At 53.6% G+C, this 25,723-nt stretch carries 24 protein-coding genes and 2 tRNA genes; 7 read left to right on the forward strand and 19 right to left on the reverse strand.

What is annotated here, in order from left to right; all coding sequences use genetic code 11:
• Positions 1-35 precede the first annotated feature (35 nt).
• The 8 genes from pnp to FHN83_RS08860 form a co-directional block, all read right to left on the reverse strand.
• The gene (gene pnp / locus FHN83_RS08825; protein WP_039031656.1) at positions 36-2,168 is read right to left on the reverse strand and encodes a polyribonucleotide nucleotidyltransferase; all 2,133 of its coding nucleotides are present in this window, start codon (positions 2,166-2,168) and stop codon (positions 36-38) included.
• A gap of 240 nt (positions 2,169-2,408) precedes the next feature.
• The gene (rpsO, locus tag FHN83_RS08830) at positions 2,409-2,678 is read right to left on the reverse strand and encodes a 30S ribosomal protein S15 (protein WP_032614416.1); all 270 of its coding nucleotides are present in this window, start codon (positions 2,676-2,678) and stop codon (positions 2,409-2,411) included.
• Between the two features lie 152 nt (positions 2,679-2,830).
• Positions 2,831-3,775, reverse strand: a complete 945-nt coding sequence (gene truB, locus FHN83_RS08835) for a tRNA pseudouridine(55) synthase TruB (RefSeq protein WP_139563700.1) — start codon at positions 3,773-3,775, stop codon at positions 2,831-2,833.
• Complete coding sequence (gene rbfA / locus FHN83_RS08840; protein ID WP_039031654.1) at positions 3,775-4,176, reverse strand: 30S ribosome-binding factor RbfA; 402 nt, start codon at positions 4,174-4,176, stop codon at positions 3,775-3,777. Before rbfA ends, truB begins: the two co-directional genes overlap by 1 nt.
• 108 nt (positions 4,177-4,284) lie before the next feature.
• Complete coding sequence (infB, locus tag FHN83_RS08845; protein WP_039031653.1) at positions 4,285-6,975, reverse strand: translation initiation factor IF-2; 2,691 nt, start codon at positions 6,973-6,975, stop codon at positions 4,285-4,287.
• A 24-nt stretch (positions 6,976-6,999) separates the two neighbouring features.
• On the reverse strand, positions 7,000-8,502 hold the full coding sequence (nusA, locus tag FHN83_RS08850; RefSeq protein ID WP_039031652.1) for a transcription termination factor NusA: 1,503 nt from the start codon (positions 8,500-8,502) through the stop codon (positions 7,000-7,002).
• A gap of 27 nt (positions 8,503-8,529) precedes the next feature.
• Positions 8,530-8,982, reverse strand: coding sequence for a ribosome maturation factor RimP (gene rimP / locus FHN83_RS08855; protein ID WP_032614627.1), 453 nt, complete (start codon positions 8,980-8,982; stop codon positions 8,530-8,532).
• 207 nt (positions 8,983-9,189) lie between these two features.
• Positions 9,190-9,266: transfer RNA gene (locus tag FHN83_RS08860), tRNA-Met, on the reverse strand.
• A gap of 286 nt (positions 9,267-9,552) precedes the next feature.
• Between FHN83_RS08860 and argG the strand changes: the two genes are divergently transcribed.
• On the forward strand, positions 9,553-10,887 hold the full coding sequence (gene argG / locus FHN83_RS08865) for an argininosuccinate synthase (RefSeq protein WP_039031651.1): 1,335 nt from the start codon (positions 9,553-9,555) through the stop codon (positions 10,885-10,887).
• Positions 10,888-11,042: 155 nt separating this feature from the next.
• Here the strand turns inward: argG and FHN83_RS08870 are convergent.
• The 6 genes from FHN83_RS08870 to rlmE form a co-directional block, all read right to left on the reverse strand.
• Positions 11,043-11,129 (reverse strand) — tRNA-Leu (locus FHN83_RS08870).
• 13 nt (positions 11,130-11,142) lie between these two features.
• On the reverse strand, positions 11,143-11,475 hold the full coding sequence (secG, locus tag FHN83_RS08875) for a preprotein translocase subunit SecG (RefSeq protein WP_139563701.1): 333 nt from the start codon (positions 11,473-11,475) through the stop codon (positions 11,143-11,145).
• Positions 11,476-11,696: 221 nt separating this feature from the next.
• On the reverse strand, positions 11,697-13,034 hold the full coding sequence (gene glmM, locus FHN83_RS08880) for a phosphoglucosamine mutase (protein WP_114385673.1): 1,338 nt from the start codon (positions 13,032-13,034) through the stop codon (positions 11,697-11,699).
• Positions 13,027-13,875: a dihydropteroate synthase gene (gene folP / locus FHN83_RS08885; RefSeq protein ID WP_039031648.1), complete on the reverse strand. Its 849-nt coding sequence runs from the start codon at positions 13,873-13,875 to the stop codon at positions 13,027-13,029. The genes glmM and folP overlap by 8 nt, the downstream gene beginning before the upstream one ends.
• 94 nt (positions 13,876-13,969) lie before the next feature.
• Positions 13,970-15,904 carry an ATP-dependent zinc metalloprotease FtsH gene (gene ftsH, locus FHN83_RS08890; RefSeq protein WP_039031647.1) on the reverse strand — a complete coding sequence of 645 codons (1,935 nt, stop codon included), beginning with the start codon at positions 15,902-15,904 and terminating at the stop codon, positions 13,970-13,972.
• A 102-nt stretch (positions 15,905-16,006) separates the two neighbouring features.
• Positions 16,007-16,633 carry a 23S rRNA (uridine(2552)-2'-O)-methyltransferase RlmE gene (gene rlmE, locus FHN83_RS08895; protein WP_039031646.1) on the reverse strand — a complete coding sequence of 209 codons (627 nt, stop codon included), beginning with the start codon at positions 16,631-16,633 and terminating at the stop codon, positions 16,007-16,009.
• Positions 16,634-16,755: 122 nt separating this feature from the next.
• Here rlmE and yhbY point away from each other — a divergent pair, with 122 nt between their 5' ends.
• Complete coding sequence (gene yhbY / locus FHN83_RS08900) at positions 16,756-17,049, forward strand: ribosome assembly RNA-binding protein YhbY (RefSeq protein ID WP_032614629.1); 294 nt, start codon at positions 16,756-16,758, stop codon at positions 17,047-17,049.
• A 152-nt stretch (positions 17,050-17,201) separates the two neighbouring features.
• On the opposite strand, the gene greA is transcribed toward yhbY, so the two are convergent.
• Positions 17,202-17,678, reverse strand: a complete 477-nt coding sequence (gene greA, locus FHN83_RS08905) for a transcription elongation factor GreA (RefSeq protein ID WP_039031645.1) — start codon at positions 17,676-17,678, stop codon at positions 17,202-17,204.
• 246 nt (positions 17,679-17,924) lie between these two features.
• On the opposite strand from greA, the gene dacB reads away from it, so the two are divergent.
• The 3 genes from dacB to pmrB are packed head-to-tail and all read left to right on the forward strand — an operon-like array spanning position 17,925 to position 21,063.
• Positions 17,925-19,358 carry a serine-type D-Ala-D-Ala carboxypeptidase gene (dacB, locus tag FHN83_RS08910; protein WP_039031644.1) on the forward strand — a complete coding sequence of 478 codons (1,434 nt, stop codon included), beginning with the start codon at positions 17,925-17,927 and terminating at the stop codon, positions 19,356-19,358.
• Positions 19,359-19,360: 2 nt separating this feature from the next.
• A complete protein-coding gene (pmrA, locus tag FHN83_RS08915) occupies positions 19,361-20,023 on the forward strand; it encodes a two-component system response regulator PmrA (RefSeq protein ID WP_039031643.1) in 663 nt (220 codons plus the stop codon).
• Positions 20,020-21,063, forward strand: a complete 1,044-nt coding sequence (pmrB, locus tag FHN83_RS08920) for a two-component system sensor histidine kinase PmrB (RefSeq protein WP_139563702.1) — start codon at positions 20,020-20,022, stop codon at positions 21,061-21,063. Before pmrA ends, pmrB begins: the two co-directional genes overlap by 4 nt.
• 36 nt (positions 21,064-21,099) lie before the next feature.
• On the opposite strand, the gene cgtA is transcribed toward pmrB, so the two are convergent.
• From cgtA to rplU, 4 genes are all read right to left on the reverse strand, one after another.
• Positions 21,100-22,275: an Obg family GTPase CgtA gene (gene cgtA, locus FHN83_RS08925; RefSeq protein ID WP_039031641.1), complete on the reverse strand. Its 1,176-nt coding sequence runs from the start codon at positions 22,273-22,275 to the stop codon at positions 21,100-21,102.
• On the reverse strand, positions 22,272-23,255 hold the full coding sequence (locus tag FHN83_RS08930; RefSeq protein ID WP_039031640.1) for a DMT family transporter: 984 nt from the start codon (positions 23,253-23,255) through the stop codon (positions 22,272-22,274). Before FHN83_RS08930 ends, cgtA begins: the two co-directional genes overlap by 4 nt.
• A gap of 96 nt (positions 23,256-23,351) precedes the next feature.
• A complete protein-coding gene (rpmA, locus tag FHN83_RS08935; protein WP_007673187.1) occupies positions 23,352-23,609 on the reverse strand; it encodes a 50S ribosomal protein L27 in 258 nt (85 codons plus the stop codon).
• A 19-nt stretch (positions 23,610-23,628) separates the two neighbouring features.
• On the reverse strand, positions 23,629-23,940 hold the full coding sequence (gene rplU, locus FHN83_RS08940; RefSeq protein ID WP_003025032.1) for a 50S ribosomal protein L21: 312 nt from the start codon (positions 23,938-23,940) through the stop codon (positions 23,629-23,631).
• A gap of 256 nt (positions 23,941-24,196) precedes the next feature.
• Here rplU and ispB point away from each other — a divergent pair, with 256 nt between their 5' ends.
• Together ispB and sfsB are read left to right on the forward strand one after the other, a co-directional pair.
• Positions 24,197-25,168 (forward strand): octaprenyl diphosphate synthase, encoded by a 972-nt coding sequence (gene ispB, locus FHN83_RS08945; RefSeq protein WP_039031639.1) that lies wholly within the window; start codon positions 24,197-24,199, stop codon positions 25,166-25,168.
• A gap of 230 nt (positions 25,169-25,398) precedes the next feature.
• Positions 25,399-25,686 (forward strand): DNA-binding transcriptional regulator SfsB, encoded by a 288-nt coding sequence (sfsB, locus tag FHN83_RS08950; protein ID WP_039031638.1) that lies wholly within the window; start codon positions 25,399-25,401, stop codon positions 25,684-25,686.
• Positions 25,687-25,723 lie beyond the last annotated feature (37 nt).

Consider the following 25,723-nt stretch of genomic DNA (forward strand, 5'->3'; position numbering starts at 1 on the left):
AAGCCCCCCGCTTGCGCGGAGGGCAAAAGGCAACCTTACTCGCCCTGTTCTGCTGCCGGAGCTTCCGGCGCAGCGGCAGAGGATTGCTCGGTCGCTTCTTTAATGCTCAGACGGATACGGCCCTGGCGGTCAACTTCCAGAACTTTAACCGGAACTTCCTGACCCATCTGCAGGTAATCGGTCACTTTCTCAACGCGCTTGTCAGCGATCTGAGAGATGTGAACCAGACCTTCTTTACCGCCACCGATGGCAACGAATGCGCCAAAGTCAACGATACGGGTCACTTTACCGCTGTAGATACGGCCCACTTCGATCTCTGCAGTGATCTCTTCGATACGACGAATAGCGAATTTCGCTTTCTCGCCGTCGGTCGCTGCGATCTTCACAGTACCGTCATCTTCGATTTCGATGGTGGTGCCGGTCTCTTCGGTCAGAGCACGGATAACAGAACCGCCTTTACCGATAACGTCTTTGATCTTGTCCGGGCTGATCTTGATGGTGTGGATACGTGGTGCGAACTGAGAAATGTCGCCACGCGGCGCATTAATCGCCTGTTCCATTACGCTCAGGATGTGCAGACGTGCACCTTTCGCCTGGTTCAGCGCAGCATGCATGATCTCTTTGGTGATGCCTTCAATTTTGATATCCATCTGCAGGGCAGAGATACCTTCGCGGGAACCCGCAACTTTGAAGTCCATATCACCCAGGTGATCTTCGTCGCCCAGGATGTCAGACAGAACAACGTAGTTGTCGCCTTCTTTCACCAGACCCATCGCGATACCCGCAACGGCTGCTTTCACAGGAACACCCGCGTCCATCAGTGCCAGAGAAGCACCACACACGGAAGCCATGGAAGAAGAACCGTTAGATTCGGTGATTTCAGAAACCACGCGAACGGTGTACGGGAATTTATCAGCATCTGGCATTACAGCCAGTACGCCGCGCTTCGCCAGACGACCGTGACCAATTTCACGACGCTTCGGCGAGCCAACCATACCGGTTTCACCTACGGAGTACGGAGGGAAGTTGTAGTGGAACAGGAAGCTGTCAGTGCGCTCGCCCATCAGTTCATCGATGTTCTGTGCGTCACGGGCAGTACCCAGGGTCGCGGTAACCAGCGCCTGCGTTTCACCACGGGTGAACAGTGCGGAACCGTGAGTACGTGGCAGAACGCCAGTACGCACATCCAGACCACGGATCATGTCTTTTTCACGGCCATCGATACGCGGCTCGCCTGCCAGAACGCGGCTACGAACAACGTTTTTCTCGATAGCGTGCAGAATTTCGCTCAGCTCGTTAGCGTCCAGGGATTCATCTTCTGCAACCAGCGTAGCGATGGTTTCAGATTTGATGACGTCAACCTGAGCATAACGCTCCTGCTTGTCGGTGATGCGGTAAGCATCGCTCAGACGTGCTTCTGCCAGGGCTGCAACGCGTGCATTCAGCGCGTCGTTTACTGCTTCTGGCTGCCAGTCCCAACGTGGTTTACCGGCTTCTTTCACCAGGTCGTTGATGTTCTGGATAACGATCTGCTGCTGGTCGTGGCCAAATACCACAGCGCCCAGCATCTGGTCTTCGCTCAGCAGTTCTGCTTCGGATTCAACCATCAGTACCGCAGCTTCTGTACCGGCAACTACCAGGTCCAGCTTGCTCTCTTTCAGCTCGTCCTGAGTTGGGTTCAGAACGTACTGGTCATTGATGTAACCAACGCGCGCAGCACCGATAGGACCGTTGAATGGAATACCAGACAGGGACAGGGCTGCAGATGCGCCGATCATCGCAACGATGTCCGGGTTAACCTGTGGGTTAACGGAAACAACGGTGGCGATAACCTGGACTTCGTTCACGAAGCCTTCCGGGAACAGCGGACGAACCGGGCGGTCAATCAGACGCGCAATCAGGGTTTCGCCTTCGCTTGGACGGCCTTCACGACGGAAGAAACCACCCGGGATTTTACCGGCAGCGTAGGTACGCTCCTGGTAGTTTACGGTCAGTGGGAAGAAGTCCTGACCTGGTTTTGCTTTTTTCTGGCCAACTACGGTTACGAATACCGCGGTGTCATCCATGCTTACCATAACGGCAGCAGTAGCCTGACGCGCCATCATGCCGGTTTCCAGCGTAACGGTATGTTGACCGTACTGGAATTTACGAACGATCGGATTCAGCAAGATTCTGTCCTTTCTTAAATGAATGACAGCACACCAGAGGCGTGCTGACTTTTACCGGACCTTCTTCGCATCCTCGCGACTAATGACAACCGACACCCTCATGAGTGAAGCCTCTCATTAGCCGCGCGAACCTCTGCAATGAAGATCATTTATAGCAACAATACATTAGTTTCCAGTGAATTGCTGCGGTCTGGTTGAAAAAAGGGGCCATAAGGCCCCCTTTTCTGAAACTCGCAAGACTTAGCGACGCAGACCCAGACGCTCGATCAGCGCGGTGTAGCGTGCAACATCTTTACGTTTCAGGTAGTCGAGCAGTTTACGACGCTGAGAAACCATACGCAGCAGACCACGACGGCTGTGGTGATCTTTTTTGTGCTCTGCAAAGTGACCCTGCAGGTGGTTAATCTGTGCAGTCAGCAGTGCAACCTGAACTTCGGTAGAACCGCTGTCGTTAGCATCACGACCAAACTCAGAAACGATTTTAGCTTTAGCTTCAACGCTTAGAGACATTTTAAAACTCCAAAATATAAAGAATGAAAGGAAGCCGATCTCTAATTCAGCTTTCCCATGTATAACGCATGTCAATTGTTAAACAATTTTCCAGACGTTAAGCCGCAATATTCTACCCGCCTCCCCTGCTTATCGCAAGGTGAGGCGTCAGCTTATGCCGGATATTCAACCACCAGACGACGTGGTGCGACGCGACCTTCGTCGTCGATTTCACCCATACCGATAAAAGTGTTCTCATCCCCTTCCGTTACGCGTACCAGCCCCTGCGCAGGCACACTCGCCGTACGCACCGGGTTGCCGTTTTTAAAGTAAACGGAGGAGGTTAACGGCAGATTCACCACCGGATAGTCCGAAGCAGGACTGTCCATCGGCATCAGTAAAGGGTCCAGCAAATCCGCGACTTCAGCGCCCTGCGCCTGCGCCTGATCTACCAGCGCCTGCAGCTGCTCCAGCGTCACCATCCGCTCAGCCGGGTATTTGCTGACCGCCAGACGACGCAGATAAATGACGTGTGCGCCACAGCCCAACTTTTCACCCAGATCGTCGATGATGGTGCGGATGTAGGTGCCTTTTGAGCAGTGCACTTCCAGCTCCAGCTCATCGCCTTCGTGACGGATGAACAGCAGCTCATACACCGTAATCGGACGGGCCTCGCGAGGTACTTCAATCCCCTGACGGGCATACTCATAGAGCTTTTTGCCTTGGTACTTCAGCGCCGAATACATTGACGGCACCTGCTGGGTATCGCCACGGAAGCTCTCCAGCGCAGCCTCAAGCTGCTCAGCGCTGAACGTCACCGGACGCTCTTCAACAACCTGACCATCCGCATCGGAGGTGTCCGTACGCTGGCCCAGCTTTGCAATCACGCGGTAGCGTTTGTCCGAATCCAGCAGATACTGGGAAAACTTCGTCGCTTCACCCAGGCAAATCGGCAGCATACCGGTCGCCAGCGGATCCAGCGCACCGGTATGTCCAGCACGGTTAGCATTGTAGAGACGTTTTACTTTTTGCAGCACGTCGTTGCTGGAAGCCCCCTGAGGTTTATCCAGCAGCAGCACGCCGTGCACGTCGCGACCGCGACGACGAGGACGACTCATCAGTCCTCCTTTTTATCGTCCGGGTTCACACGACGCTCATCATCCTGCTTCACCACGCTGGTGACCAGGTTGGACATGCGCATCCCTTCAACCAGTGAGTTGTCGTAGAAGAAGGTCAGTTCCGGCACGATACGCAGACGCATAGCTTTGCCCAACAGGGAACGGATAAAACCGGATGCATCCTGCAGTGCTTTGATACCCAGCTTAACCGCCGCTTCATCCTGATCGTTCAGGAAGGTGACAAACACTTTGGCATAGGCAAGATCGCGGGAGACTTCGACACCGGATACGGTGGTCATCATGCCCAGACGTGGGTCTTTAATTTCGCGCTGCAGGATGATTGCGATCTCTTTTTGCATTTCCTGCGCTACGCGCTGAGGGCGACCAAATTCTTTCGCCATAATAAATTCTCCAGACAAAAAAGGGGCTAAAGCCCCTTTTTAAAATTATTGCCGGGTGGCGCTTCGCTTACCCGGCCTACGCAGTTGCGGCCCAAAAGCCCACAAAGATTACGCGATGGTACGCTGAATTTCGATGATCTCGAACACTTCGATCATATCGCCAACGCGAACGTCGTTGTAGTTCTTCACGCCGATACCACATTCCATACCGTTACGGACTTCGTTAACGTCATCTTTGAAGCGGCGCAGGGATTCCAGCTCGCCTTCGTAGATAACCACGTTGTCACGCAATACGCGGATTGGGTTGTGACGCTTGATGTTACCTTCGGTAACCATACAGCCCGCGATCGCACCGAATTTCGGTGATTTGAACACGTCACGAACTTCAGCCAGACCGATGATCTGCTGTTTCAGTTCCGGAGACAGCATACCGCTCATCGCTGCTTTCACTTCGTCGATCAGGTGATAGATGACGGAGTAGTAACGCAGATCCAGGCTTTCCGCTTCGATCACGCGACGCGCAGAAGCATCGGCACGAACGTTGAAGCCAACCAGAATTGCGTTGGACGCTGCTGCCAGGGTTGCGTCGGTTTCGGTGATACCACCTACGCCGGAACCGATGATCTTCACTTTCACTTCGTCGGTAGACAGTTTCAGTAAAGAGTCGGAGATCGCTTCCACAGAACCCTGAACGTCTGCCTTCAGAACGACGTTCACTTCGTGAACTTCGCCTTCGGTCATGTTGGCGAACATGTTCTCGAGTTTAGATTTCTGCTGACGAGCCAGTTTAACTTCACGGAATTTGCCCTGACGGTACAGCGCAACTTCACGCGCTTTCTTCTCGTCACGAACAACGGTCACTTCATCACCGGCAGCCGGAACACCGGACAGGCCGAGGATTTCCACAGGAATGGATGGACCCGCTTCCAGCACTTCACGACCCAGCTCGTCACGCATTGCACGAACACGGCCATATTCGAAGCCACACAGAACGATGTCGCCTTTGTTCAGGGTACCTTCACGGACCAGAACGGTAGCCACCGGGCCACGGCCTTTATCCAGGAAGGATTCAATTACCGCGCCGCTCGCCATACCGTTGCGAATCGCTTTCAGCTCCAGAACTTCAGCCTGCAGCAGGATTGCGTTCAGCAGGTCATCGATACCGGTACCGACTTTTGCAGAAACCGGGATGAACTGAGACTCACCGCCCCACTCTTCCGGCATAACACCGTACTGGGACAGTTCGTTTTTAACGCGATCCATGTCCGCTTCTGGCTTATCGATTTTGTTCACAGCAACAACCAGAGGCACCTGCGCCGCTTTCGCGTGCTGGATAGCTTCGATGGTCTGTGGCATTACGCCATCGTCTGCCGCAACCACCAGAACAACGATATCCGTTGCCTGAGCACCACGAGCACGCATAGAGGTAAACGCGGCGTGGCCCGGGGTATCCAGGAAGGTGATCATCCCGTTATCGGTTTCTACATGGTATGCACCGATGTGCTGGGTAATGCCGCCTGCTTCGCCAGAGGCGACTTTGGTGGAACGAATGTAGTCCAGCAGAGAGGTTTTACCGTGGTCAACGTGACCCATGATGGTCACAACTGGAGCACGCGGCTCAGCTGCTGCGCCAGTGTCACGGTCGCTCATTACCGCTTCTTCCAGCTCGTTTTCACGACGCAGGATAACTTTGTGGCCCATCTCTTCGGCAACCAGCTGTGCGGTTTCCTGGTCGATGACCTGGTTGATGGTCGCCATAGCGCCCAGCTTCATCATTGCTTTGATGACCTGAGAGCCTTTAACGGCCATCTTGTTCGCCAGATCGCCAACGGTGATGGTTTCGCCGATGATAACGTCACGGTTAACGGCCTGAGCTGGCTTCTGGAAGCCCTGCTGCAGCGCGGAACCTTTACGCTTGCCACCTTTACCACCGCGACCCGCTGCACGCGCTTCTTCGCGATCGGCTTTGGATTCAGCGTGCTTGTTGCCTTTCTTCTGAGGACGCGCAGTTTTGGATGCGGTGCGGGTACGGCCACGGCCACCTTCAACCTCACGGTCGTTTTCGTCTTCTGCCTGACGCGCGTGCTGAGAAGTAGTTACGTGGTAATCGCTGTTGTCTTCAGACGGTTCAGCGGTATTCACGCCGTTCTTCTCGTTTTCTTCTGCCATACGGCGCGCTTCTTCAGCAACACGACGTGCGTCTTCTTCCAGCTTACGGCGTGCTTCTTCTTCCGCTTTACGCTTCAGTTCGGCAGCTTCATTTTCACGACGGGCTTTTTCCGTCTGGGCTGTTTTGGTCATTTCGTCAGTCTGTTGATTGCTCACTTTGTCTTTTTCCGCCGCGTCACGCTTCGCTTTATCACTGGCATCGCGCTTCGCTTTTTCTGCGGCCTCACGTTCAGCTTTTAATTCTGCCTCACGTTTGGCGGCTAATTCCGCCTCACGCTGAGCTTGTTCTTCCGCTTCACGCTGTGCCTGCTCTTCCGCTGCAAGGCGTTCAGCCTCTTGCGGATCACGTTTTACAAAGGTGCGCGTCTTGCGGACTTCGATTTGTACCGATTTGCTTTTTCCACCGGTACCTGGAACATTTAACGTACTGCGCGTTTTACGCTGTAACGTCAGTTTATCAGGCGCTGAGCCGTGCTCACGGTTCAGGTGCGATAATAAGGTTTGTTTTTCTTGCGCGGTCACTGAGTCATCAGCAGACTTAGGGATCCCTGCATCAGCAAATTGCTGTACCAGGCGGTCCACGGAAGTCTGAATCTCAGCAGCCAGCGTTTTTACAGTTACATCAGTCATGCTGTTCCTTCCTGCTACAGTTTATTACGCTTCGTCGCCGAACCAGCAGATATTACGTGCGGCCATGATGAGCTCGCCGGCTTTCTCGTCGGTTAAACCGTCGATATCAGCCAGGTCATCAACGCCTTGTTCAGCGAGATCTTCCAGCGTACAAACACCACGGGCAGCCAGCTTGAACGCGATCGCACGATCAAGACCTTCCAGATTCAGCAGGTCATCAGCCGGCTTGTTATCACCAAGGCTTTCTTCCTGAGCCAGTGCCAGGGTGGTCAGTGCGTTTTTAGCGCGGTCACGCAGGGCTTCAACGGTTGCTTCGTCCAGACCGTCAATTTCCAGCAGTTCTTTCATTGGCACGTAGGCCAGTTCTTCCAGCGTTGAGAAACCTTCTTCAACCAGAACGGTGGCGAAGTCTTCGTCAATGTCCAGGTATTTAGTGAAGGTATCAATGGCTGCATGGGCTTCAGCCTGGTGCTTAGCCTGCAGGTCGTCAACGGTCATTACGTTGAGTTCCCAGCCGCTCAGCTGCGAAGCCAGACGGACGTTCTGACCGTTACGGCCGATAGCCTGTGCCAGGTTACCTGCTTCGACGGCGATATCCATGGTGTGCTTGTCTTCGTCTACAACGATAGAGGCAACGTCAGCCGGAGCCATCGCGTTAATCACGAACTGCGCCGGGTTGTCGTCCCACAGAACGATATCAATACGCTCGCCACCGAGTTCAGTCGAAACGGCCTGAACACGCGCGCCACGCATACCGACGCAAGCACCGACCGGATCGATACGCTTGTCGTTGGTTTTCACCGCAATTTTCGCACGAGAACCCGGATCGCGGGCAGCGGCTTTAATCTCGATCACTTCTTCGCCAATTTCTGGCACTTCAATGCGGAACAGTTCGATCAGCATTTCAGGTTTAGAACGGGTCACGAACAGCTGAGCACCACGCGCTTCTGGACGCACAGCGTACAGAACGCCGCGGATACGGTCGCCCGGACGGAAGTTTTCACGCGGCAGCATGTCTTCACGCAGGATAACGGCTTCAGCGTTACCGGCCAGCCCTTCAGATTTGATCTCCAGAGAGATGTTGTCGCGGTTAACTTTTTTCACCACACCAGTGACGATTTCGCCTTCCTGATCGCGGAACTGGTCAACGACCATGGCGCGCTCAGCTTCACGTACTTTCTGGACGATAACCTGTTTAGCAGTCTGGGTGGTGATACGGTCGAAGGTGACGGATTCGATCTGATCTTCAACGTAATCGTCAACGTTCAGGCTCTCATCTTCGAAACGTGCCGCTTCCAGAGTGATCTCTTTCGTTGGCTGAGTTACTTCTTCAACGATAACCCAACGACGGAAAGTATCGAAATCGCCGCTCTTACGATCGATGCTTACGCGAACATCAATCTCTTGTTCGTATTTTTTCTTGGTTGCCGTAGCCAGTGCACTTTCCAGCGCTTCAAAAATCTTCTCGCGCGGCAGTGATTTTTCGTTGGAGACGGCTTCAACAACAGCCAAAATTTCTTTGTTCATCGCGGGCTTTTCACCTCATCCAGACTGTTAAAAGTGGGGAACCAGGTTCGCCTTCTGGATATTACTCAGCGCGAACACTTCATCTTTGCCTTCGACTGTTACTGTGATCATCTCACCATCAACGGCCTTAATAACGCCCTGCCATTTACGGCGGTTTTGTACAGCCATGCGCAGAACGATAGCCGCTTCTTCACCAATGTAGTGCGTGTAGTGTTCAGCAGTGAACAGCGGGCGATGCAGACCAGGCGAGGAAACTTCCAGGTTATAGGCGACGGTAATAGGATCTTCAACATCAAGAACCGCACTCACCTGGTGGCTAACATCAGCACAATCATCAACATTGATGCCATCTTCACTATCAATATAGATGCGCAGCGTGGATGTACGGCTGCGAATGAATTCGATGCCGACCAGTTCGTAGCCCAGTGCTTCGACTGGCGCTTTAATCATCTCTGTTAATTTTTGGTCTAATGTGGACAAGCCCACCCCCAAGACGTAAAAAAAGGGCATAAAGCCCAGTTATTCTGTAGTCAGATAACAAAAAACCCCGATAAATCGGGGCTTTAGATAACTGAACCCTATAGCCACAACTGTGGCCTGGAGCACTTTCAAAAAGAATTTTTTCAAATCCAGCTACGAAGGCGCTAAGTCTTCACAGTATATTTGAAAAAGGACTTTATAGGAAAGTGGTTGCGGGGGCCGGATTTGAACCGACGACCTTCGGGTTATGAGCCCGACGAGCTACCAGGCTGCTCCACCCCGCGCCTGAAACGTGGCAAATTCTACTCGCTGTGGGTAAAAAATGCAAATAATGCTGGGATTTGGTACCGAGGACGGGACTTAAAATCGGCATACAGTATATTGATAGCGTAGGGCCCCTGTCAACCCTGTGAACCGCAGCGATTCAGACGGGAAATTTTTACAAAAAATACACGAATCTCTTTCGGTACTTGCCAAAAGATGATTAAATGAAAACTCACTTATTCTGCATAAAAATGCATTTTAGGGTGAAGCGATCACTCATCAGTCAATCAAGCAGGGTTTTATTTTATGACGACGATTCTCAAGCATCTTCCGCAAGGACAACGTATTGGCATCGCTTTTTCAGGCGGCCTGGATACCAGCGCTGCACTGCTGTGGATGCGCCAGAAGGGAGCGGTTCCGTATGCATATACTGCGAACCTGGGTCAGCCGGATGAGGACGATTATGACGCGATCCCTCGTCGTGCCATGGAGTATGGTGCAGAGAATGCTCGTCTGATTGACTGCCGTAAGCAGCTGGTTGCCGAAGGTATCGCTGCCATTCAGTGCGGTGCTTTCCACAACACCACCGGTGGCCTGACCTATTTCAACACCACTCCGCTCGGCCGCGCAGTTACCGGCACCATGCTGGTTGCCGCCATGAAAGAAGATGGTGTTAACATCTGGGGCGATGGCAGTACCTATAAAGGCAACGACATCGAACGTTTCTACCGTTACGGTCTGCTGACCAACGCCGAACTGCAGATCTACAAGCCGTGGCTGGATACTGACTTCATCGATGAACTCGGCGGCCGTCATGAAATGTCTGAATTTATGATCGCCTGTGGCTTTGACTACAAAATGTCAGTCGAGAAAGCCTACTCCACCGACTCCAACATGCTGGGTGCCACGCACGAAGCAAAAGACCTCGAGTTCCTGAACTCCAGCGTGAAGATCGTAAACCCGATCATGGGCGTGAAGTTCTGGGACGAAAACGTCAAAATCCAGGCAGAAGAAGTGACCGTACGTTTCGAGCGCGGCCACCCGGTTGCCCTTAACGGCCAGACCTTCTCTGACGACGTGGAGCTGATGCTGGAAGCTAACCGCATCGGCGGCCGTCACGGCCTGGGTATGAGCGATCAGATTGAAAACCGTATCATCGAAGCGAAAAGCCGTGGCATCTACGAAGCTCCGGGGATGGCGCTGCTGCACATCGCTTACGAGCGCCTGCTGACCGGTATCCATAACGAAGATACCATCGAGCAGTATCACTCTCACGGTCGTCAGTTGGGTAAACTGCTGTATCAGGGCCGTTGGTTCGACCCGCAGGCGCTGATGCTGCGTGATGCCCTCCAGCGTTGGGTGGCAAGCGCCATTACCGGTGAAGTGACCCTGGAACTGCGTCGCGGCAACGACTACTCGATCCTGAATACCGTCTCTGACAACCTGACCTACCAGGCAGAACGTCTCACCATGGAAAAAGGCGAGTCCGTCTTCTCCCCGGACGATCGTATTGGTCAGCTGACCATGCGTAACCTGGATATCACCGATACCCGCGCCAAGCTGTTCACCTATACCGAGAACGGTCTGCTTTCCGTATCCACCGGCAATGGTCTGCCGCAGGTTGAGAATCTGGAAAAGTAATCGCGAATTAACAAAGACAAAAGGCGCCTGAGGGCGCCTTTTTTAATGTCTGCTATTTCTGTTTTCGTAGGCCCGGCAAGCATCGCGCCGCCGGACAAAACCATAAACTTCAGACGAAAAAAAAGACGTCTTTCGACGTCTTTCTTTCGGAATATTGGTACTGAGGATGGGACTCGAACCCACAAGCCCGTTAGGGCACTACCACCTCAAGGTAGCGTGTCTACCAATTCCACCACCTCAGCACGGATACTTCTCTTACTGCGGGATATCGCTGGTCGGCTTAGCCGGTGCAGCTGGCTGAGTCTGCTCAGATTTCTCTGGCGCGCTCAGATTGTCCCACTCGCTTCCTTTGTTGATCTTGTTGCTATTGATATTGCCAAGCGCCAGACTGATGATGAAAAACAGCGTTGCCAGAATCGCCGTTGCGCGGGTCATGAAGTTACCAGAACCACTTGAACCGAACAGCGTACCAGAAGCGCCTGCTCCAAAGGAGGCCCCCATATCAGCGCCTTTACCTTGCTGCAGCATGATCAGCGCTACCAGAGCGATGGCTACAATAAGGAAAACTACCAAAAGAGCTTCGTACATAATCAACCTGTTCCTTGCGGATTTGCCGCATACCAATGCTTCAACCAATAAGCAGGAAATTTGCTTTCCCACTGAAGCGGGTGTGAATACTAACCAAAGCGAATGACCTTCGCAAGGGCAATTTCGGCTCATTGTATCAAGTGCGGAAAAAAACAGCAAAACCGCCACAACTGTACAAAACAAAGGCGGCACAGGCCGCCTTTTTAAGCACTTAACCGGATTTACGCTGCTTTGACCGCATCAGCGATACGATGGGCAAATTCGGTGACCTGCGCTTCGTCTTCCCCTTCCACCATTACACGGATCAGCGGTTCTGTACCTGACTTACGCAGCAGGACGCGCCCACGGGAGCCCAGCGCCGCTTCCACCTCGGCCATTACCGCTTTCACATTCTCGTTTTCCAGCGGGTCGCCCTTACCTGCGGTAAAGCGGACGTTAACCAGGATCTGCGGGAACATTTTCATACCACTGCACAGATCGTGCAGGGACATATGGTTACGCACCATCGCCGCTACTACCTGCAGGCTTGCGACAATACCGTCACCGGTAGTAGTTTTGTCGAGCAGGATCACGTGGCCGGAGTTTTCGGCCCCAATGCGCCAGCCTTTCTCCTGAAGTTTTTCCAGTACGTAGCGATCGCCCACTTTCGCGCGCACAAACGGGATGCCCAGCTGCTTGAGCGCCAGCTCGAGGCCCATGTTGCTCATCAGGGTACCGACGGCGCCGCCGCGCAGTTGCCCCTGACGCAGACCTTCGCGGGCAATGATATAGAGGATCTGATCGCCGTCGACTTTATTGCCTTCGTGGTCGACCATGATGACGCGGTCGCCGTCGCCGTCGTAAGCGATACCCAGATCGGCCTTTTCTGCCAGCACGCGCGCCTGCAGGGCGCGGACATCCGTTGCGCCCACTTCGGCATTGATGTTCAGCCCGTTTGGTTCGCAACCGATAGCCACAACCTGCGCGCCCAGCTCACGGAACACATTAGGCGCGATGTGGTAGGTGGCACCGTTCGCGCAATCGACCACAATTTTCAGATGACCCAGGCTCAGCTCGTTCGGGAAGGTACCTTTGCAGAATTCAATGTAGCGACCCGCAGCATCGACGATACGGCTGGCTTTACCCAGCTCAGCGGAGTCAACGCAGGTGAGCTCTTTTTCCATTTCCGCTTCAATCGCTTCTTCAACATCATCCGGCAGCTTGGTACCGTCAATGGAGAAGAATTTGATGCCGTTATCGTAGAACGGGTTATGCGACGCAGAGATAACAATGCCCGCTTCCGCACGGAAAGCGCGGGTGAGGTAAGCAACTGCCGGCGTTGGCATTGGGCCGGTGAAAGAGGCCGACAGCCCGGCAGCTGACAGACCCGCTTCCAGCGCAGATTCGAGCATATAGCCGGAAATACGGGTGTCTTTACCGATAATGATTTTGCGCGAGCCGTGGCTTGCCAGCACCTTGCCAGCCGCCCAGCCTAACTTCAGCACAAACTCAGGCGTAATTGGCGCATCGCCCACGCGTCCACGAATGCCGTCGGTACCAAAAAATTTACGATTACTCATAGCGGGAGTTTTCCTTAGCTGCCAGTGTGGCTTCCACCACTCGCATGGCTTCTGCTGTTTCTTTTACGTCATGGACGCGAATTATATTTGCTCCCTGCATCGCTGCAATCACCGCACAGGCCAGACTACCACTCAGGCGCTCTGATGGCCCAACATTAAGCAGTTGCCCTATCATGGATTTTCTCGACATTCCGACCAGCAGCGGCAGGCCAAAATGGTGAAACTCAGATAAGCGAGCAAGAAGTTCGTAGTTATGAGAGAGATTTTTACCGAAACCGAAGCCCGGGTCGAGCAGCAATTTCTCTTTTGCGATACCGGCACGTTCACAGCGCGCAATATGCTCTTTGAAGTAGCGGTTCACGTCTGCAAACACGTCACTGTATTTCGGTGCATCCTGCATGGTTTTCGGCTGACCCTGCATATGCATCAGGCAGACCGGCAACCCGGTCTCGGCAGCCGCCTCAAGCGCGCCGGGTTCGGTGAGGGAGCGAATGTCATTAATTATGTGAGCACCCACTCTGGCCGATTCGCGGATCACCTCTGGCTTTGAAGTATCTACCGAGATCCAGACTTCGAAACGCTGGGCAATTGCCTCCACCACCGGAATGACGCGCGACAGCTCTTCGTCAACGCTGACATCCGCCGCCCCTGGACGCGTCGACTCTCCACCTACATCGATAATCGTCGCGCCGGCATTGATCATCAGATTCGCATGCCTGACCGCATCAATAAGCGAGTTATGCGTGCCGCCATCTGAAAAAGAGTCTGGCGTGACGTTCAGGATCCCCATCACATGCGGATGAGAAAGATCGAGATAAGAATCCTGGGCGAAGAGTTTCATGGCAAGTCCCTGATTTTTTGGTTAAGCAGACAAGAAAAACCCCGGGGCAAGCCCCAGGGTTTCAGGTAAAGAAAACTTCATTTACAGCGGTGACTTATTTGTCGCCCAACTGTTCTGACATGGTGTTGCCCGGGTTCGGCGTACGCGGTTCATCGACCGGACGCGGCGCACGTGGCGTACCGTTGTTGTCAGAGTTGTTGGAAGCGCCTGGATCTTCCCAGCCCGCCGGTGGACGAACATCACGGCGTGCCATCAGGTCGTCGATCTGCGGCGCATCGATGGTCTCATATTTCATGAGCGCATCTTTCATGGCGTGCAGGATATCCATATTGTCATTCAGGATCTGACGGGCGCGACCGTAGTTACGTTCAATCAGCGCTTTCACTTCCTGGTCGATGATACGTGCTGTTTCATCGGACATATGTTTCGCTTTCGCCACGCTGCGGCCGAGGAACACTTCGCCTTCTTCTTCCGCATACAGCAGCGGACCAAGTTTGTCGGAGAAGCCCCACTGGGTCACCATGTTACGCGCCAGGTTTGTCGCGACTTTAATGTCGTTAGACGCGCCGGTCGAAACATGTTCCACACCGTAGATAATCTCTTCTGCCAGACGACCACCGTAAAGGGTCGAAATCTGGCTTTCCAGTTTCTGGCGGCTGGCGCTGATAGCATCGCCTTCCGGCAGGAAGAACGTCACGCCAAGCGCACGGCCACGAGGGATAATCGTCACTTTATGCACCGGATCGTGTTCCGGTACCAGGCGACCGATAATCGCATGACCTGCTTCGTGGTAAGCCGTGGACTCTTTCTGCGCTTCCGTCATCACCATGGAGCGACGTTCCGCACCCATCATGATTTTGTCTTTCGCTTTCTCGAACTCCACCATGGAAACCACACGCTTGTTGCCACGGGCAGCAAACAGCGCAGCTTCGTTCACCAGGTTAGCCAGATCGGCACCGGAGAAGCCCGGTGTACCGCGTGCAATGATTGCCGCATCGATGTCCGGAGACAGCGGTACGCGACGCATATGCACTTTCAGGATCTGCTCACGACCACGAACGTCTGGCAGACCTACCACAACCTGACGGTCGAAACGACCTGGACGCAGTAGCGCAGGGTCAAGAACGTCCGGACGGTTAGTCGCCGCGATAACGATGATACCTTCGTTACCTTCGAAGCCATCCATTTCAACCAGCATCTGGTTCAGCGTCTGTTCACGTTCATCGTGACCGCCACCCAGGCCCGCGCCACGCTGGCGGCCTACGGCGTCGATTTCATCGATGAAGATGATGCACGGTGCTGCTTTCTTGGCCTGTTCGAACATGTCACGCACACGAGATGCACCGACACCCACGAACATTTCCACGAAGTCAGAACCTGAAATGGTAAAGAATGGCACCTTCGCTTCACCTGCGATGGCTTTCGCCAGCAGGGTTTTACCGGTACCCGGAGGGCCGACCATCAGGACGCCTTTCGGGATCTTACCGCCCAGTTTCTGGAAGCGGCTCGGCTCGCGCAGGTACTCGACCAGTTCACCTACCTCTTCTTTTGCTTCGTCGCAACCTGCCACGTCAGCAAAAGTGGTTTTGATCTGGTCTTCCGTCAACATACGCGCCTTGCTCTTACCGAACGACATGGCACCTTTGCCACCGCCGCCCTGCATCTGACGCATAAAGAAGATCCAGACGCCGATAAGAAGCAGCATCGGGAACCAGGAAATGAAGATAGAAGCCAGCAGGCTTGGCTCTTCCGGCGGCTCACCGACCACCTTGACGTTTTTAGTCAGAAGGTTATCAAGCAGCTTAGGATCGTTCACCGGAATGTAAGTCGTGTAACGGTTACTATCTTTCTTGGTAACGTTGATCTCACGTCCGTTGATACGCGCTTCGCGAACCTGATCCTGGTTGACCTCTTGCAGGAAGGTAGAGTAGTCCACCTTGCGGCCATTAGACTCGCTGGGCCCAAAGCTCTGGAATACTGACATCAGCACAACGGCAATGACCAGCCAGAGTATTAGGTTTTTCGCCATGTCACTCAAGGGATTAACCTCTTATTACAACTGTGTTAAAAACAGCGTCAGGATACTCTGTATCCGATTTATTTCAAACTTTCGCCTGAAATTCACCGGCTATCATTTTCGCCCGGTCGCTACAATATACACTTCACGTGAACGCGCACGCGAAGAGTCCGGCTTACGAACTTTAACCTTCGTAAACAGGGAGCGAATTTCCTTCAGATACTCCTCGAAACCTTCGCCCTGGAACACCTTCACTAAAAAACTACCACCCGGCGCTAATACATCACGACACATTTCTAACGCCAGTTCTACCAGATACATGGAGCGAGGGATATCCACCGCCGGTGTTCCGCACATATTTGGCGCCATATCGGACATGACAACCTGAACTTTACTGTCACCTACCCGTTCAAGTAACGCTTTCAGTACTAATTCATCACGAAAATCGCCCTGAAGGAAGTCCACACCAACGATGGGATCCATAGGTAAAAGATCGCAGGCGATAATTCGGCCAGTTCCGCCGATTTGTGTTACCGCATACTGCGACCATCCACCGGGCGCTGCACCGAGGTCGACAATCGTCATCCCCGGCTTAAAGAGTTTGTCACTTTGCTGTATTTCATCAAGTTTAAACCAGGCACGAGAACGTAACCCCTTTTTCTGTGCCTGTTGAACATATTTATCGCTAAAGTGTTCCTGGAGCCAGCGGCTCGAGCTAGCAGAACGCTTTTTACCTGTCATTTAACTTTCCGTCCTGGTTCATCGTAGCCTGTGGTGTAAATTTCCACTCAGCAATTTGGCGATATTAGGGAGATGGCGGTAGAATGAACCGTTTTCAATCCCAACGTAAGCAAAAATATACGATGAATCTGAGTACTAAACAAAAACAGCACCTTAAAGGTCTGGCACATCCGCTCAAGCCTGTAGTTATGCTTGGCAACAATGGTTTGACCGAAGGGGTACTGGCCGAGATTGAACAAGCGCTGGAGCACCACGAATTAATCAAGGTGAAAATTGCCTCTGAAGACAGAGACACCAAGACCTTGATCGTGGAAGCAATCGTGCGCGAGACCGGCGCCTGTAATGTACAGGTCATCGGTAAAACGCTGGTGCTCTACCGCCCATCTAAAGAGCGTAAAATCTCGCTGCCACGCTAAGATTATCCTGAATTGAACACAGTTACTGTGTAAAACGAGGGGTTTTTCTTTAGCAGGTGAGCAAAATGCCATGCTCCTTGAGTTGATAAAAGGCCGCTATGCGGCCTTTTTCCTATCTTTACAATGTATCAACATCTGCCCGTGGATGCGAATTACAGGTAATCAACCTTGGTAATTTCGAATTCCACTTCGCCACCTGGGGTGCGGATGGTGACAACATCGTCCTGCTCTTTACCCACCAGGCCGCGTGCGATTGGTGAGTTTACCGAGATCAGATTCTGCTTAAAGTCAGCTTCGTCATCACCCACGATGCGGTAGGAGACCTCTTCATCGGTATCCAGATTGATCACGGTGACGGTGGACCCAAAAATAACGCGCCCGTTATTTGGCATTTTTGTGATATCAATCACCTGTGCATTCGACAGCTTGGCTTCGATATCTTTAATACGCCCTTCGCAGAACCCCTGCTGTTCACGCGCAGCGTGATACTCAGCATTCTCTTTCAGATCTCCATGCTCACGCGCATCAGCGATCGCAGCAATGATTTCAGGGCGGCGAACAGATTTCAGGAAATCCAGTTCTTCACGCAGTTTTTCAGCGCCACGTAAGGTCATCGGAATAGCTTGCATTTGTTATACCTCTTTGACATTCCTGTTGGGTACGGGTAACCGACCCGACGACTGGCCCCGCAGGCATCACAGCCTGGCACAGGTCAGAAGCAAAAGAAAACTGACCCGGAAGCAAACTCCCAGGTCAGCAGCAATTTTTCAATTTGATACGCATTTTACCGCGAAGTTCAGTATGGGTCATCGTTTACTTTACAGGGCGTTGGGCCGTAGTATGGCGGTTTGTTTCCGGGTTGTTAGCGCGAGATTATGCGATTTTCCAGATTTATCATCGGATTGACCACCACTATAGCGTTCACTGTCCAGGCAGCGAACGTCGACGAGTATATTAATCAGCTGCCCGATGGCGCCAATCTTGCTCTGGTCGTGCAAAAGGTGGGGGCCCAGGCGCCTGAGATTGATTATCACAGCCAGCAGATGGCCCTGCCCGCCAGTACGCAAAAGGTGATCACGGCGCTGGCTGCCCTGCTGCAGCTGGGACCTGATTTTCGTTTCACGACCACGCTTGAAAGCAAAGGCAACATCGAGAGTGGCGTACTGAAAGGCGATCTTATCGCTCGCTTTGGCGGCGATCCGACCTTTAAGCGTCAGGATATTCGCAACATGGTCGCCGTGTTAAAGAAGTCTGGCGTCCAGCGCATTGAAGGTAATGTGCTCATTGATACGTCCATTTTCGCCAGCCATGATAAAGCGCCCGGCTGGCCGTGGAATGATATGACCCAGTGCTTCAGCGCCCCGCCTGCGGCAGCGATTGTCGATCGCAACTGCTTCTCCATTTCGTTATACAGCGCACCAAAACCCAACGATTTAGCCTTTATTCGGGTGGCGTCTTACTATCCGGTCAACATGTTCAGCCAGGTGCGTACGCTGGCGAAAGGCTCACCGGAAGCGCAGTACTGCGAACTGGATGTGGTCCCGGGCGATCTGAACCGCTTTACCCTGACCGGTTGCCTGTCGCAGCGCGCCGATCCGCTGCCGCTGGCCTTCGCTATTCAGGACGGCGCAAGCTATGCGGGGGCGATCCTCAAAGATGAGCTGAAGCAGGCCAACATTACCTACAGCGGTACCCTGCTGCGCCAGACGCAGAGCAACGAGCCCGGCACCGTGATTGCCAGTAAGCAATCGGCACCGCTGCACGATCTGCTCAAAATCATGCTGAAAAAATCGGACAACATGATCGCCGATACCGTATTTCGTATGATTGGCCATGCACGCTTCGGCGTACCTGGCACCTGGCGTGCCGGTTCAGATGCGGTGCGTCAGATCCTCCGCCAGCAGGCCGGTATCGATCTTGGCAACACCATCGCGGTGGATGGTTCAGGTCTGTCGCGTCATAACCTGATCTCCCCTGCCACCATGATGCAGGTGCTACAGTACATTGCTCAGCACGACACTGAACTAAACTTCATCTCAATGTTGCCGCTTGCCGGTTATGACGGCTCATTGCAGTACCGTGCGGGGCTACACGCTGCGGGCGTCGATGGCAAAGTCTCTGCCAAAACGGGTTCCCTGCAAGGGGTGTATAACCTGGCCGGGTTTATCACCACCGCCAGCGGACAGCGAATGGCATTTGTGCAGTACCTTTCTGGCTATGCGGTTGAACCTGCTGACCAACGTAACCGCCGTATCCCGCTGGTGCGCTTTGAAAGCCGGCTTTACAAGGACATTTATCAGAATAACTAGCGATGAAATTACTCATTGTTGAAGACGATCTGCTGCTACAGGAAGGGCTGGCCCTGGCGCTCTCGGCCGAGGGCTACACGCTTGATTGCGCGGGTACCGCCGCCGAGGCTGATGGCCTTATCCAGAGCGGCGAGTATAGCCTGGTAATCCTCGATCTTGGCCTGCCGGATAAAGACGGGGCGACCCTGCTGAGCCAGTGGCGCCGCCGGGGGTTCGATAATCCCGTGCTGATCCTGACCGCCCGCGACGCGCTGGAAGACCGGATTAACGGCCTGGACTCCGGCGCCGACGACTATCTGGTTAAGCCCTTTGCACTGGCGGAACTCCAGGCGCGCGCCAGAGCGTTGATCCGCCGCTATCAGGGGCACAGTGATAATCTGCTCAGCGACGGCGATCTCACGCTGAATCTGCAAACGCAGCAGGTTTTACAGCACTCCCGGCCGGTTGAAGTCACCCCAAAAGAGTTCGCCCTGCTGACGCGGCTGATCATGCGTACCGGCCAGACCGTCCACCGGGAGACCTTGCAGCAGGATATCTACTCCTGGCAGGACGATCCGGGCTCCAACACGCTGGAGGTTCACATCCATAATCTGCGGCGTAAGCTGGGTAAAGACCGGATCAAAACGGTGCGCGGCGTGGGATATCGCCTTGAGAGTCAAAAATGAACAGCATGCGCCGTCGTCTGATGGTGCTGTTGGCAGTGATTTTGCTGTTCTTTCAACTGGTCAGCGTCATCTGGCTGTGGCATGAGAGCCGGGAGCAGATCAGCTTCCTGGTGAGCGAGACGCTCTCCGCAAAAGCCCGTAATCAGCATGTCGAGAAAGAGATCCGGGAGGCGATCGCCTCGTTGCTGGTCCCTTCGCTGGTGATGGTCGGCTTTACGCTGCTGTTCTCCTTCTGGGCCGTCAGCTGGATCACCCGTCCGCTCAATCAGCTACGCACCAGCCTGGCAAACCGATCTGCCGACAATCTCACCCCGCTGCCGATGTACTCCGACATGGAAGAGATTGGTGCCGTCACCACCTCCCTGAATCAACTCCTTGCCCGGCTGGATCAAACCATTCAGCAGGAGCGTCTGTTCACCGCTGACGCCGCGCACGAGCTGCGCACGCCATTGGCGGGCATACGCCTGCATCTGGAGCTGATGGCGCAGTCAGGCTCGCCTCAGGCGACGACACTGGTTACCCGCATCGACCAGCTGATGCATACCGTGGAACAACTGCTGATGCTGGCCCGCGCGGGCCAGGCTCTGGCCAGTGGGCACTACGACACGGTTAACTGGAGTGAAGCGATTTTTGCACCGCTGGCGCTGGAGAATGAGGCGAAAAGCCATACCCTCATCTGGCCGCAGGCGGGCCCGCAGAGCGTGCAGGGTGACGCCACCTTGCTGCGACTGATGCTGCGCAATTTGCTGGAAAACGCGGTGCGATACAGCCCGGCAGGAACCACCATTGAAGTGGGAATGCAGGAAGTCGACGGCGGTACGTGGGTGAGTGTCTGCGATCAGGGGCCTGGCATTGAGGAAGCCCATCGCCAGTCAATTACCGAGCCGTTCCGTCGTATCGATCAACGCTATGGCGGTAGCGGACTGGGATTGAGCATTGTTCAGCGTATCGTGCAGCTGCACCGCGGCAGGCTGACGCTGGAGAATCGACCTGAAGGTGGATTAATTGTCGCCTGCTGGCTACCGGAAAAACTGAACTAAAAAAAAGCCCCCTTGATAAGGGGGCTCATGACCGTCTTAACGCTTATAGATGAACTCGACGCCTTCTTCGTCGTCTTCATCCCAGTCGTCATCCCAGTCTTCGTCGTCTTCTGCTTCCGCCTGCTCTTCGAGCTGCTCGCGGTGGTAGTCATCCCACATGAATTCGACTTTTTCAGGCTGTTTCGCTTCTTCTGCCTGGGTAACCGGGTTCTCGATGATAAAGGTCATCACATCCCAGCACAGGTCTTTTACGCCCATCTGGCTTGCCGCAGAGATGAGATAGTACTTATCTTCCCAGCCCATCGCTTCAGCAATGGCTTTCGCCTTCGCTTCGGCTTCAGCTTTGTCCATCAGGTCAATCTTGTTGAAGACCAGCCAGCGCGGCTTGGCAGCCAGTTTATCGCTGTATTTTTCCAGCTCGCCAATAATGATACGGGCGTTTTCTACCGGATCGGAACCGTCGATCGGATCGATATCGATGAGATGCAGCAGAACGCGGCAACGCTCAAGGTGCTTCAGGAAGCGAATACCTAAGCCCGCCCCTTCGGCAGCGCCTTCGATCAGGCCCGGGATGTCGGCCACCACGAAGCTCTTCTCGTTGTCCATACGCACCACGCCGAGGCTTGGTACCAGGGTCGTAAACGGATAGTCAGCCACTTTCGGTTTAGCTGCAGAGACGGCGCGGATGAAGGTAGATTTACCCGCATTCGGCATCCCCAGCATACCGACGTCAGCCAGCAGCATCAGCTCCAGCTGCAGATCGCGCTTATCGCCCGGTGTACCCATCGTTTTCTGACGCGGAGTACGGTTAACGGAAGATTTGAAACGGGTATTGCCCAGACCGTGCCAGCCGCCTTTAGCAACCATCAGGCGCTGACCGTGTTTGGTCATGTCACCCATGGTTTCGCCAGTGCCCTGATCGATGACGCGCGTACCGACAGGAACTTTAACCGTAACGTCTTTACCACGTTTACCGGTACAGTCACGACTCTGGCCGTTCTGGCCACGCTCAGCACGGAAAGATTTTTCAAAACGATAATCGATCAGGGTGTTGAGGTTCTCGTCAGCTTCAAGCCATACGTCACCGCCGTCACCGCCGTCGCCGCCGTCAGGGCCGCCACGCGGAATGTATTTTTCACGGCGGAAGCTAACGCAACCATTACCGCCATCACCTGCCACGACCAGGATCGTTGCTTCATCAACAAACTTCATTTTACTCTCCGTAAATCATTCGCCTGAGCGGGGGACACTACGACCGCTTCACTTTTGCGCCAACGTCCCCAAAGACGATGACCAATGGCGGAATACATCGCGCCCGCAACCACGACAAACGCACCGAGATAAGCCAACAGGTTTAACATCGGTTTGACGAAGAAATCGGGCCAGGCCATTGATAATAAATCTGAAAATAACAGTGTAAACAGAGGCGTCAGGGTAATCAGCGCGCTCACCTGCGCTGCCTGCCAGCGCGCCATCGCTTCAGCCAGGGCACCATAGCCCACTAGCGTGTTCAGACCACAAAAGATCAGACACGCCAGCTGCCAGTCGCTAAGCTGGGTAATCACACCCGGCTTCGCCAGCGGCAACAGTGCAATTGTACATAAAGTGTACAGCAAAAACAGGATCTGCTGTGACGCCAGACGGCGCAATAACACCTTTTGCGCGACGCCATAACTCACCCACACCGCCGCCGCACCCACGCCGAAAATCACACCCCAAGTGTAATCCGTCAGACGGGTAAAAATTTCTATCAGGCTGGTATTGAAGAACAACACCAGACCGCAGAGAAGCATCAGCGCCCCGATAATCTGCGTGCCGCGCATCTTCTCTTTAAGGATGAAGACGCTGGCAACCATCATGCCTACCGGTGAAAGCTGACCAATAACCTGCGAGGCCGTGGGACTGAGGTACTGCAGGGAAGAGCTGAACAAAATGAAGTTGCCAAACAGGCCGCCCGTCGCAATCGCCAGCATTACCAGCCAGCGTGGCTTACGAAAGATGCGCAGAGGGGGAAGCTTACCTTTTATCGCCAGGATAATCCCCAACCCAATGCCGGCCATCAGGAAGCGGTAGAACACCACCGTTGGCGGCTCCATCACTTCCAGTACCTGCTTCATTGCAATTGGCAGCGCACCCCAGCACATTGCGGTCGTGAGCGCCAAAAGAATACCAATGCCGGCCTGCTGCTTCATGCCCGTTTTCCCTACAGAAAAAATTACCGGGTTTCCAATGTAAAAAGCCCCGCAACAGGTTGCGGGGCTTTAATCCGTTACCGGACCGAGAAAACCTTACTCAGCAACAATGCTGATGTATTTACGGTTGTTCGGGCCTTTAACTTCAAATTTCACTTTACCGTCTGCTTTAGCAAACAGAGTGTGGTCACGACCGCAACCTACGTTGTTACCAGCGTGGAATTTGGTGCCACGCTGACGAACGATGATGCTACCCGCCAGAACGGTTTCGCCACCGAAACGCTTAACGCCAAGGCGTTTAGCTTCTGAATCGCGACCGTTACGTGTGGAGCCGCCAGCCTTTTTATGTGCCATTTAAATCTCTCCTCAGGTCTTAGGCGCTGATGCCAGTAATTTTCACATCAGTGAACCACTGACGGTGGCCCTGCTGCTTACGGTAGTGTTTACGACGACGAAACTTAACGATTTTAACTTTCTCGCCACGACCATGAGCAACAACTTCAGCTTTGATAACGCCGCCATCAACGAAAGGAACGCCGATTTTGACTTCTTCACCGTTTGCGATCATCAGAACTTCAGCGAATTCAACAGATTCGCCAGTTGCGATGTCCAGCTTTTCCAGGCGAACGGTCTGACCTTCGCTTACTCGGTGTTGTTTACCACCACTTTGGAAAACCGCGTACATATAAACTCCGCTTCCGCGCACATCCTCGTGTGATTCAGAGTGCGCTATAAATATTCACAATAGGGCGCGAATATTACGCAAAACGCGAGCCTTTGACAAGTGCTACAGTCAATACATGAAGAAAAAAAACACAACGCGTACGGTAACGTTTATCTGCCGCGTTTTTTCAGTACAATCAGCGCTACTATTGATAAACCGAACCCTTCGTTAGCCCATTTGATATGTGGTAAACAGGACTACAAGCCCGGCTTTTGCGATGAATTTAGAAAAAATCAATGAGTTAACCGCGCAAGATATGGCGGGTGTGAATGCAGCAATCCTGGAACAGCTCGATTCTGACGTTTCCCTAATCAATCAGTTGGGCTATTACATCGTCAGCGGCGGGGGCAAACGCATCCGTCCGATGATCGCTGTGCTGGCCGCTCGCGCGGTCGGCTATCAGGACAATGCCCACGTCACGATCGCGGCGCTGATCGAATTTATTCATACCGCCACGTTGCTGCATGATGACGTCGTCGATGAGTCCGACATGCGTCGTGGCAAGGCCACCGCCAACGCCGCGTTTGGTAATGCCGCCAGCGTGCTGGTAGGCGATTTTATCTATACGCGTGCCTTCCAGATGATGACCAGCCTGGGATCGTTGAAGATCCTTGAAGTGATGTCCAAAGCGGTGAACGTTATCGCGGAAGGCGAAGTTCTGCAGCTGATGAACGTCAACGATCCGGACATCACCGAAGAGAACTACATGCGGGTGATCTACAGCAAAACCGCGCGTCTGTTCGAGGCCGCTGCGCAGTGCTCCGGTATTCTTGCTGGCTGTACTGACGAGCAGGAACGCGGGCTGCAGGATTACGGGCGCTACCTTGGCACCGCCTTCCAGCTGATTGACGATCTGCTCGACTACAGCGCCGATGGCGAGACGCTCGGCAAAAACGTTGGTGATGACCTCAACGAAGGTAAACCGACACTGCCGCTGCTACATGCCATGCGTAACGGCACCCCTGAGCAGGCAAAGCTCATCCGCGAAGCCATTGAGCAAGGAAACGGCCGGCACCTTCTGGAACCGGTACTGGAAGCAATGGCAACCTGTGGTTCTCTGGAGTGGACGCGCCAGCGTGCAGAGGAAGAGGCTGATAAAGCCATTGCCGCCCTCCAGGTTATTCCTGACAGTCCATGGCGAGATGCCCTAATCGGCCTCGCGCATATCGCTGTTCAGCGCGATCGATAATTACCCATGAACTCTCTTTTACGTGAAAAGAGAGTTCTAATAAGTTCCAAATCTTATTCCGGTAAATTGTTAAATAATTCGCTTACAGACCGCATGAATAAAGCCTTGGCAAAATCCGAATGTGGCTTCGTGTAATGCGAACTTTTTAGAACCGATGTTCGAAGTAGGTATAGTAACACTGTCATTTAAGAGGAAATGACGTACTCATACCAGAACAGAGGGATTGCTGAATGGATAAGAAATTTACCGACTGGCACTCGGCTGACATTATCGCCGCGCTGCGTAAAAAGGGAACATCACTGGCTGCAGAATCCCGCCGAAATGGTCTTAGTTCTTCTACCCTGGCAAATGCGCTGACGCGTCCCTGGCCGAAGGGAGAACTGATCATTGCCACGGCGCTCGGCACCGACCCCTGGATCATCTGGCCATCGCGCTACCACGATCCGCTCACCCACGAATTTGTCGACAGAACGCGCATGATGCGGCAGAAAAGAGAAGGCAAAGAGCGCCAGGAGTGACGCTCTGTTAGACGGGAATAGCAACCCCCCGGTCGAT

Source organism: Leclercia adecarboxylata (assembly GCF_006171285.1).
GTDB classification, from domain to species: domain Bacteria; phylum Pseudomonadota; class Gammaproteobacteria; order Enterobacterales; family Enterobacteriaceae; genus Enterobacter; species Enterobacter barmai.

Bases quoted from the DNA above. Each gene is read 5' to 3' on its own strand.
- yhbY (WP_032614629.1), top strand. From the start codon at position 16,756: ATGAATCTGAGTACTAAACAAAAACAGCACCTTAAAGGTCTGGCACAT.
- truB (WP_139563700.1), bottom strand. From the start codon at position 3,775: ATGAGTCGTCCTCGTCGTCGCGGTCGCGACGTGCACGGCGTGCTGCTG.
- infB (WP_039031653.1), bottom strand. From the start codon at position 6,975: ATGACTGATGTAACTGTAAAAACGCTGGCTGCTGAGATTCAGACTTCC.
- ispB (WP_039031639.1), top strand. From the start codon at position 24,197: ATGAATTTAGAAAAAATCAATGAGTTAACCGCGCAAGATATGGCGGGT.
- ftsH (WP_039031647.1), bottom strand. From the start codon at position 15,904: ATGGCGAAAAACCTAATACTCTGGCTGGTCATTGCCGTTGTGCTGATG.
- FHN83_RS08930 (WP_039031640.1), bottom strand. From the start codon at position 23,255: ATGAAGCAGCAGGCCGGCATTGGTATTCTTTTGGCGCTCACGACCGCA.
- folP (WP_039031648.1), bottom strand. From the start codon at position 13,875: ATGAAACTCTTCGCCCAGGATTCTTATCTCGATCTTTCTCATCCGCAT.
- greA (WP_039031645.1), bottom strand. From the start codon at position 17,678: ATGCAAGCTATTCCGATGACCTTACGTGGCGCTGAAAAACTGCGTGAA.
- secG (WP_139563701.1), bottom strand. From the start codon at position 11,475: ATGTACGAAGCTCTTTTGGTAGTTTTCCTTATTGTAGCCATCGCTCTG.
- nusA (WP_039031652.1), bottom strand. From the start codon at position 8,502: ATGAACAAAGAAATTTTGGCTGTTGTTGAAGCCGTCTCCAACGAAAAA.
- cgtA (WP_039031641.1), bottom strand. From the start codon at position 22,275: ATGAAGTTTGTTGATGAAGCAACGATCCTGGTCGTGGCAGGTGATGGC.
- sfsB (WP_039031638.1), top strand. From the start codon at position 25,399: ATGGATAAGAAATTTACCGACTGGCACTCGGCTGACATTATCGCCGCG.
- glmM (WP_114385673.1), bottom strand. From the start codon at position 13,034: ATGAGTAATCGTAAATTTTTTGGTACCGACGGCATTCGTGGACGCGTG.
- rlmE (WP_039031646.1), bottom strand. From the start codon at position 16,633: ATGACAGGTAAAAAGCGTTCTGCTAGCTCGAGCCGCTGGCTCCAGGAA.
- rpsO (WP_032614416.1), bottom strand. From the start codon at position 2,678: ATGTCTCTAAGCGTTGAAGCTAAAGCTAAAATCGTTTCTGAGTTTGGT.
- rbfA (WP_039031654.1), bottom strand. From the start codon at position 4,176: ATGGCGAAAGAATTTGGTCGCCCTCAGCGCGTAGCGCAGGAAATGCAA.
- dacB (WP_039031644.1), top strand. From the start codon at position 17,925: ATGCGATTTTCCAGATTTATCATCGGATTGACCACCACTATAGCGTTC.
- rplU (WP_003025032.1), bottom strand. From the start codon at position 23,940: ATGTACGCGGTTTTCCAAAGTGGTGGTAAACAACACCGAGTAAGCGAA.
- argG (WP_039031651.1), top strand. From the start codon at position 9,553: ATGACGACGATTCTCAAGCATCTTCCGCAAGGACAACGTATTGGCATC.
- pmrA (WP_039031643.1), top strand. From the start codon at position 19,361: ATGAAATTACTCATTGTTGAAGACGATCTGCTGCTACAGGAAGGGCTG.
- rpmA (WP_007673187.1), bottom strand. From the start codon at position 23,609: ATGGCACATAAAAAGGCTGGCGGCTCCACACGTAACGGTCGCGATTCA.
- pmrB (WP_139563702.1), top strand. From the start codon at position 20,020: ATGAACAGCATGCGCCGTCGTCTGATGGTGCTGTTGGCAGTGATTTTG.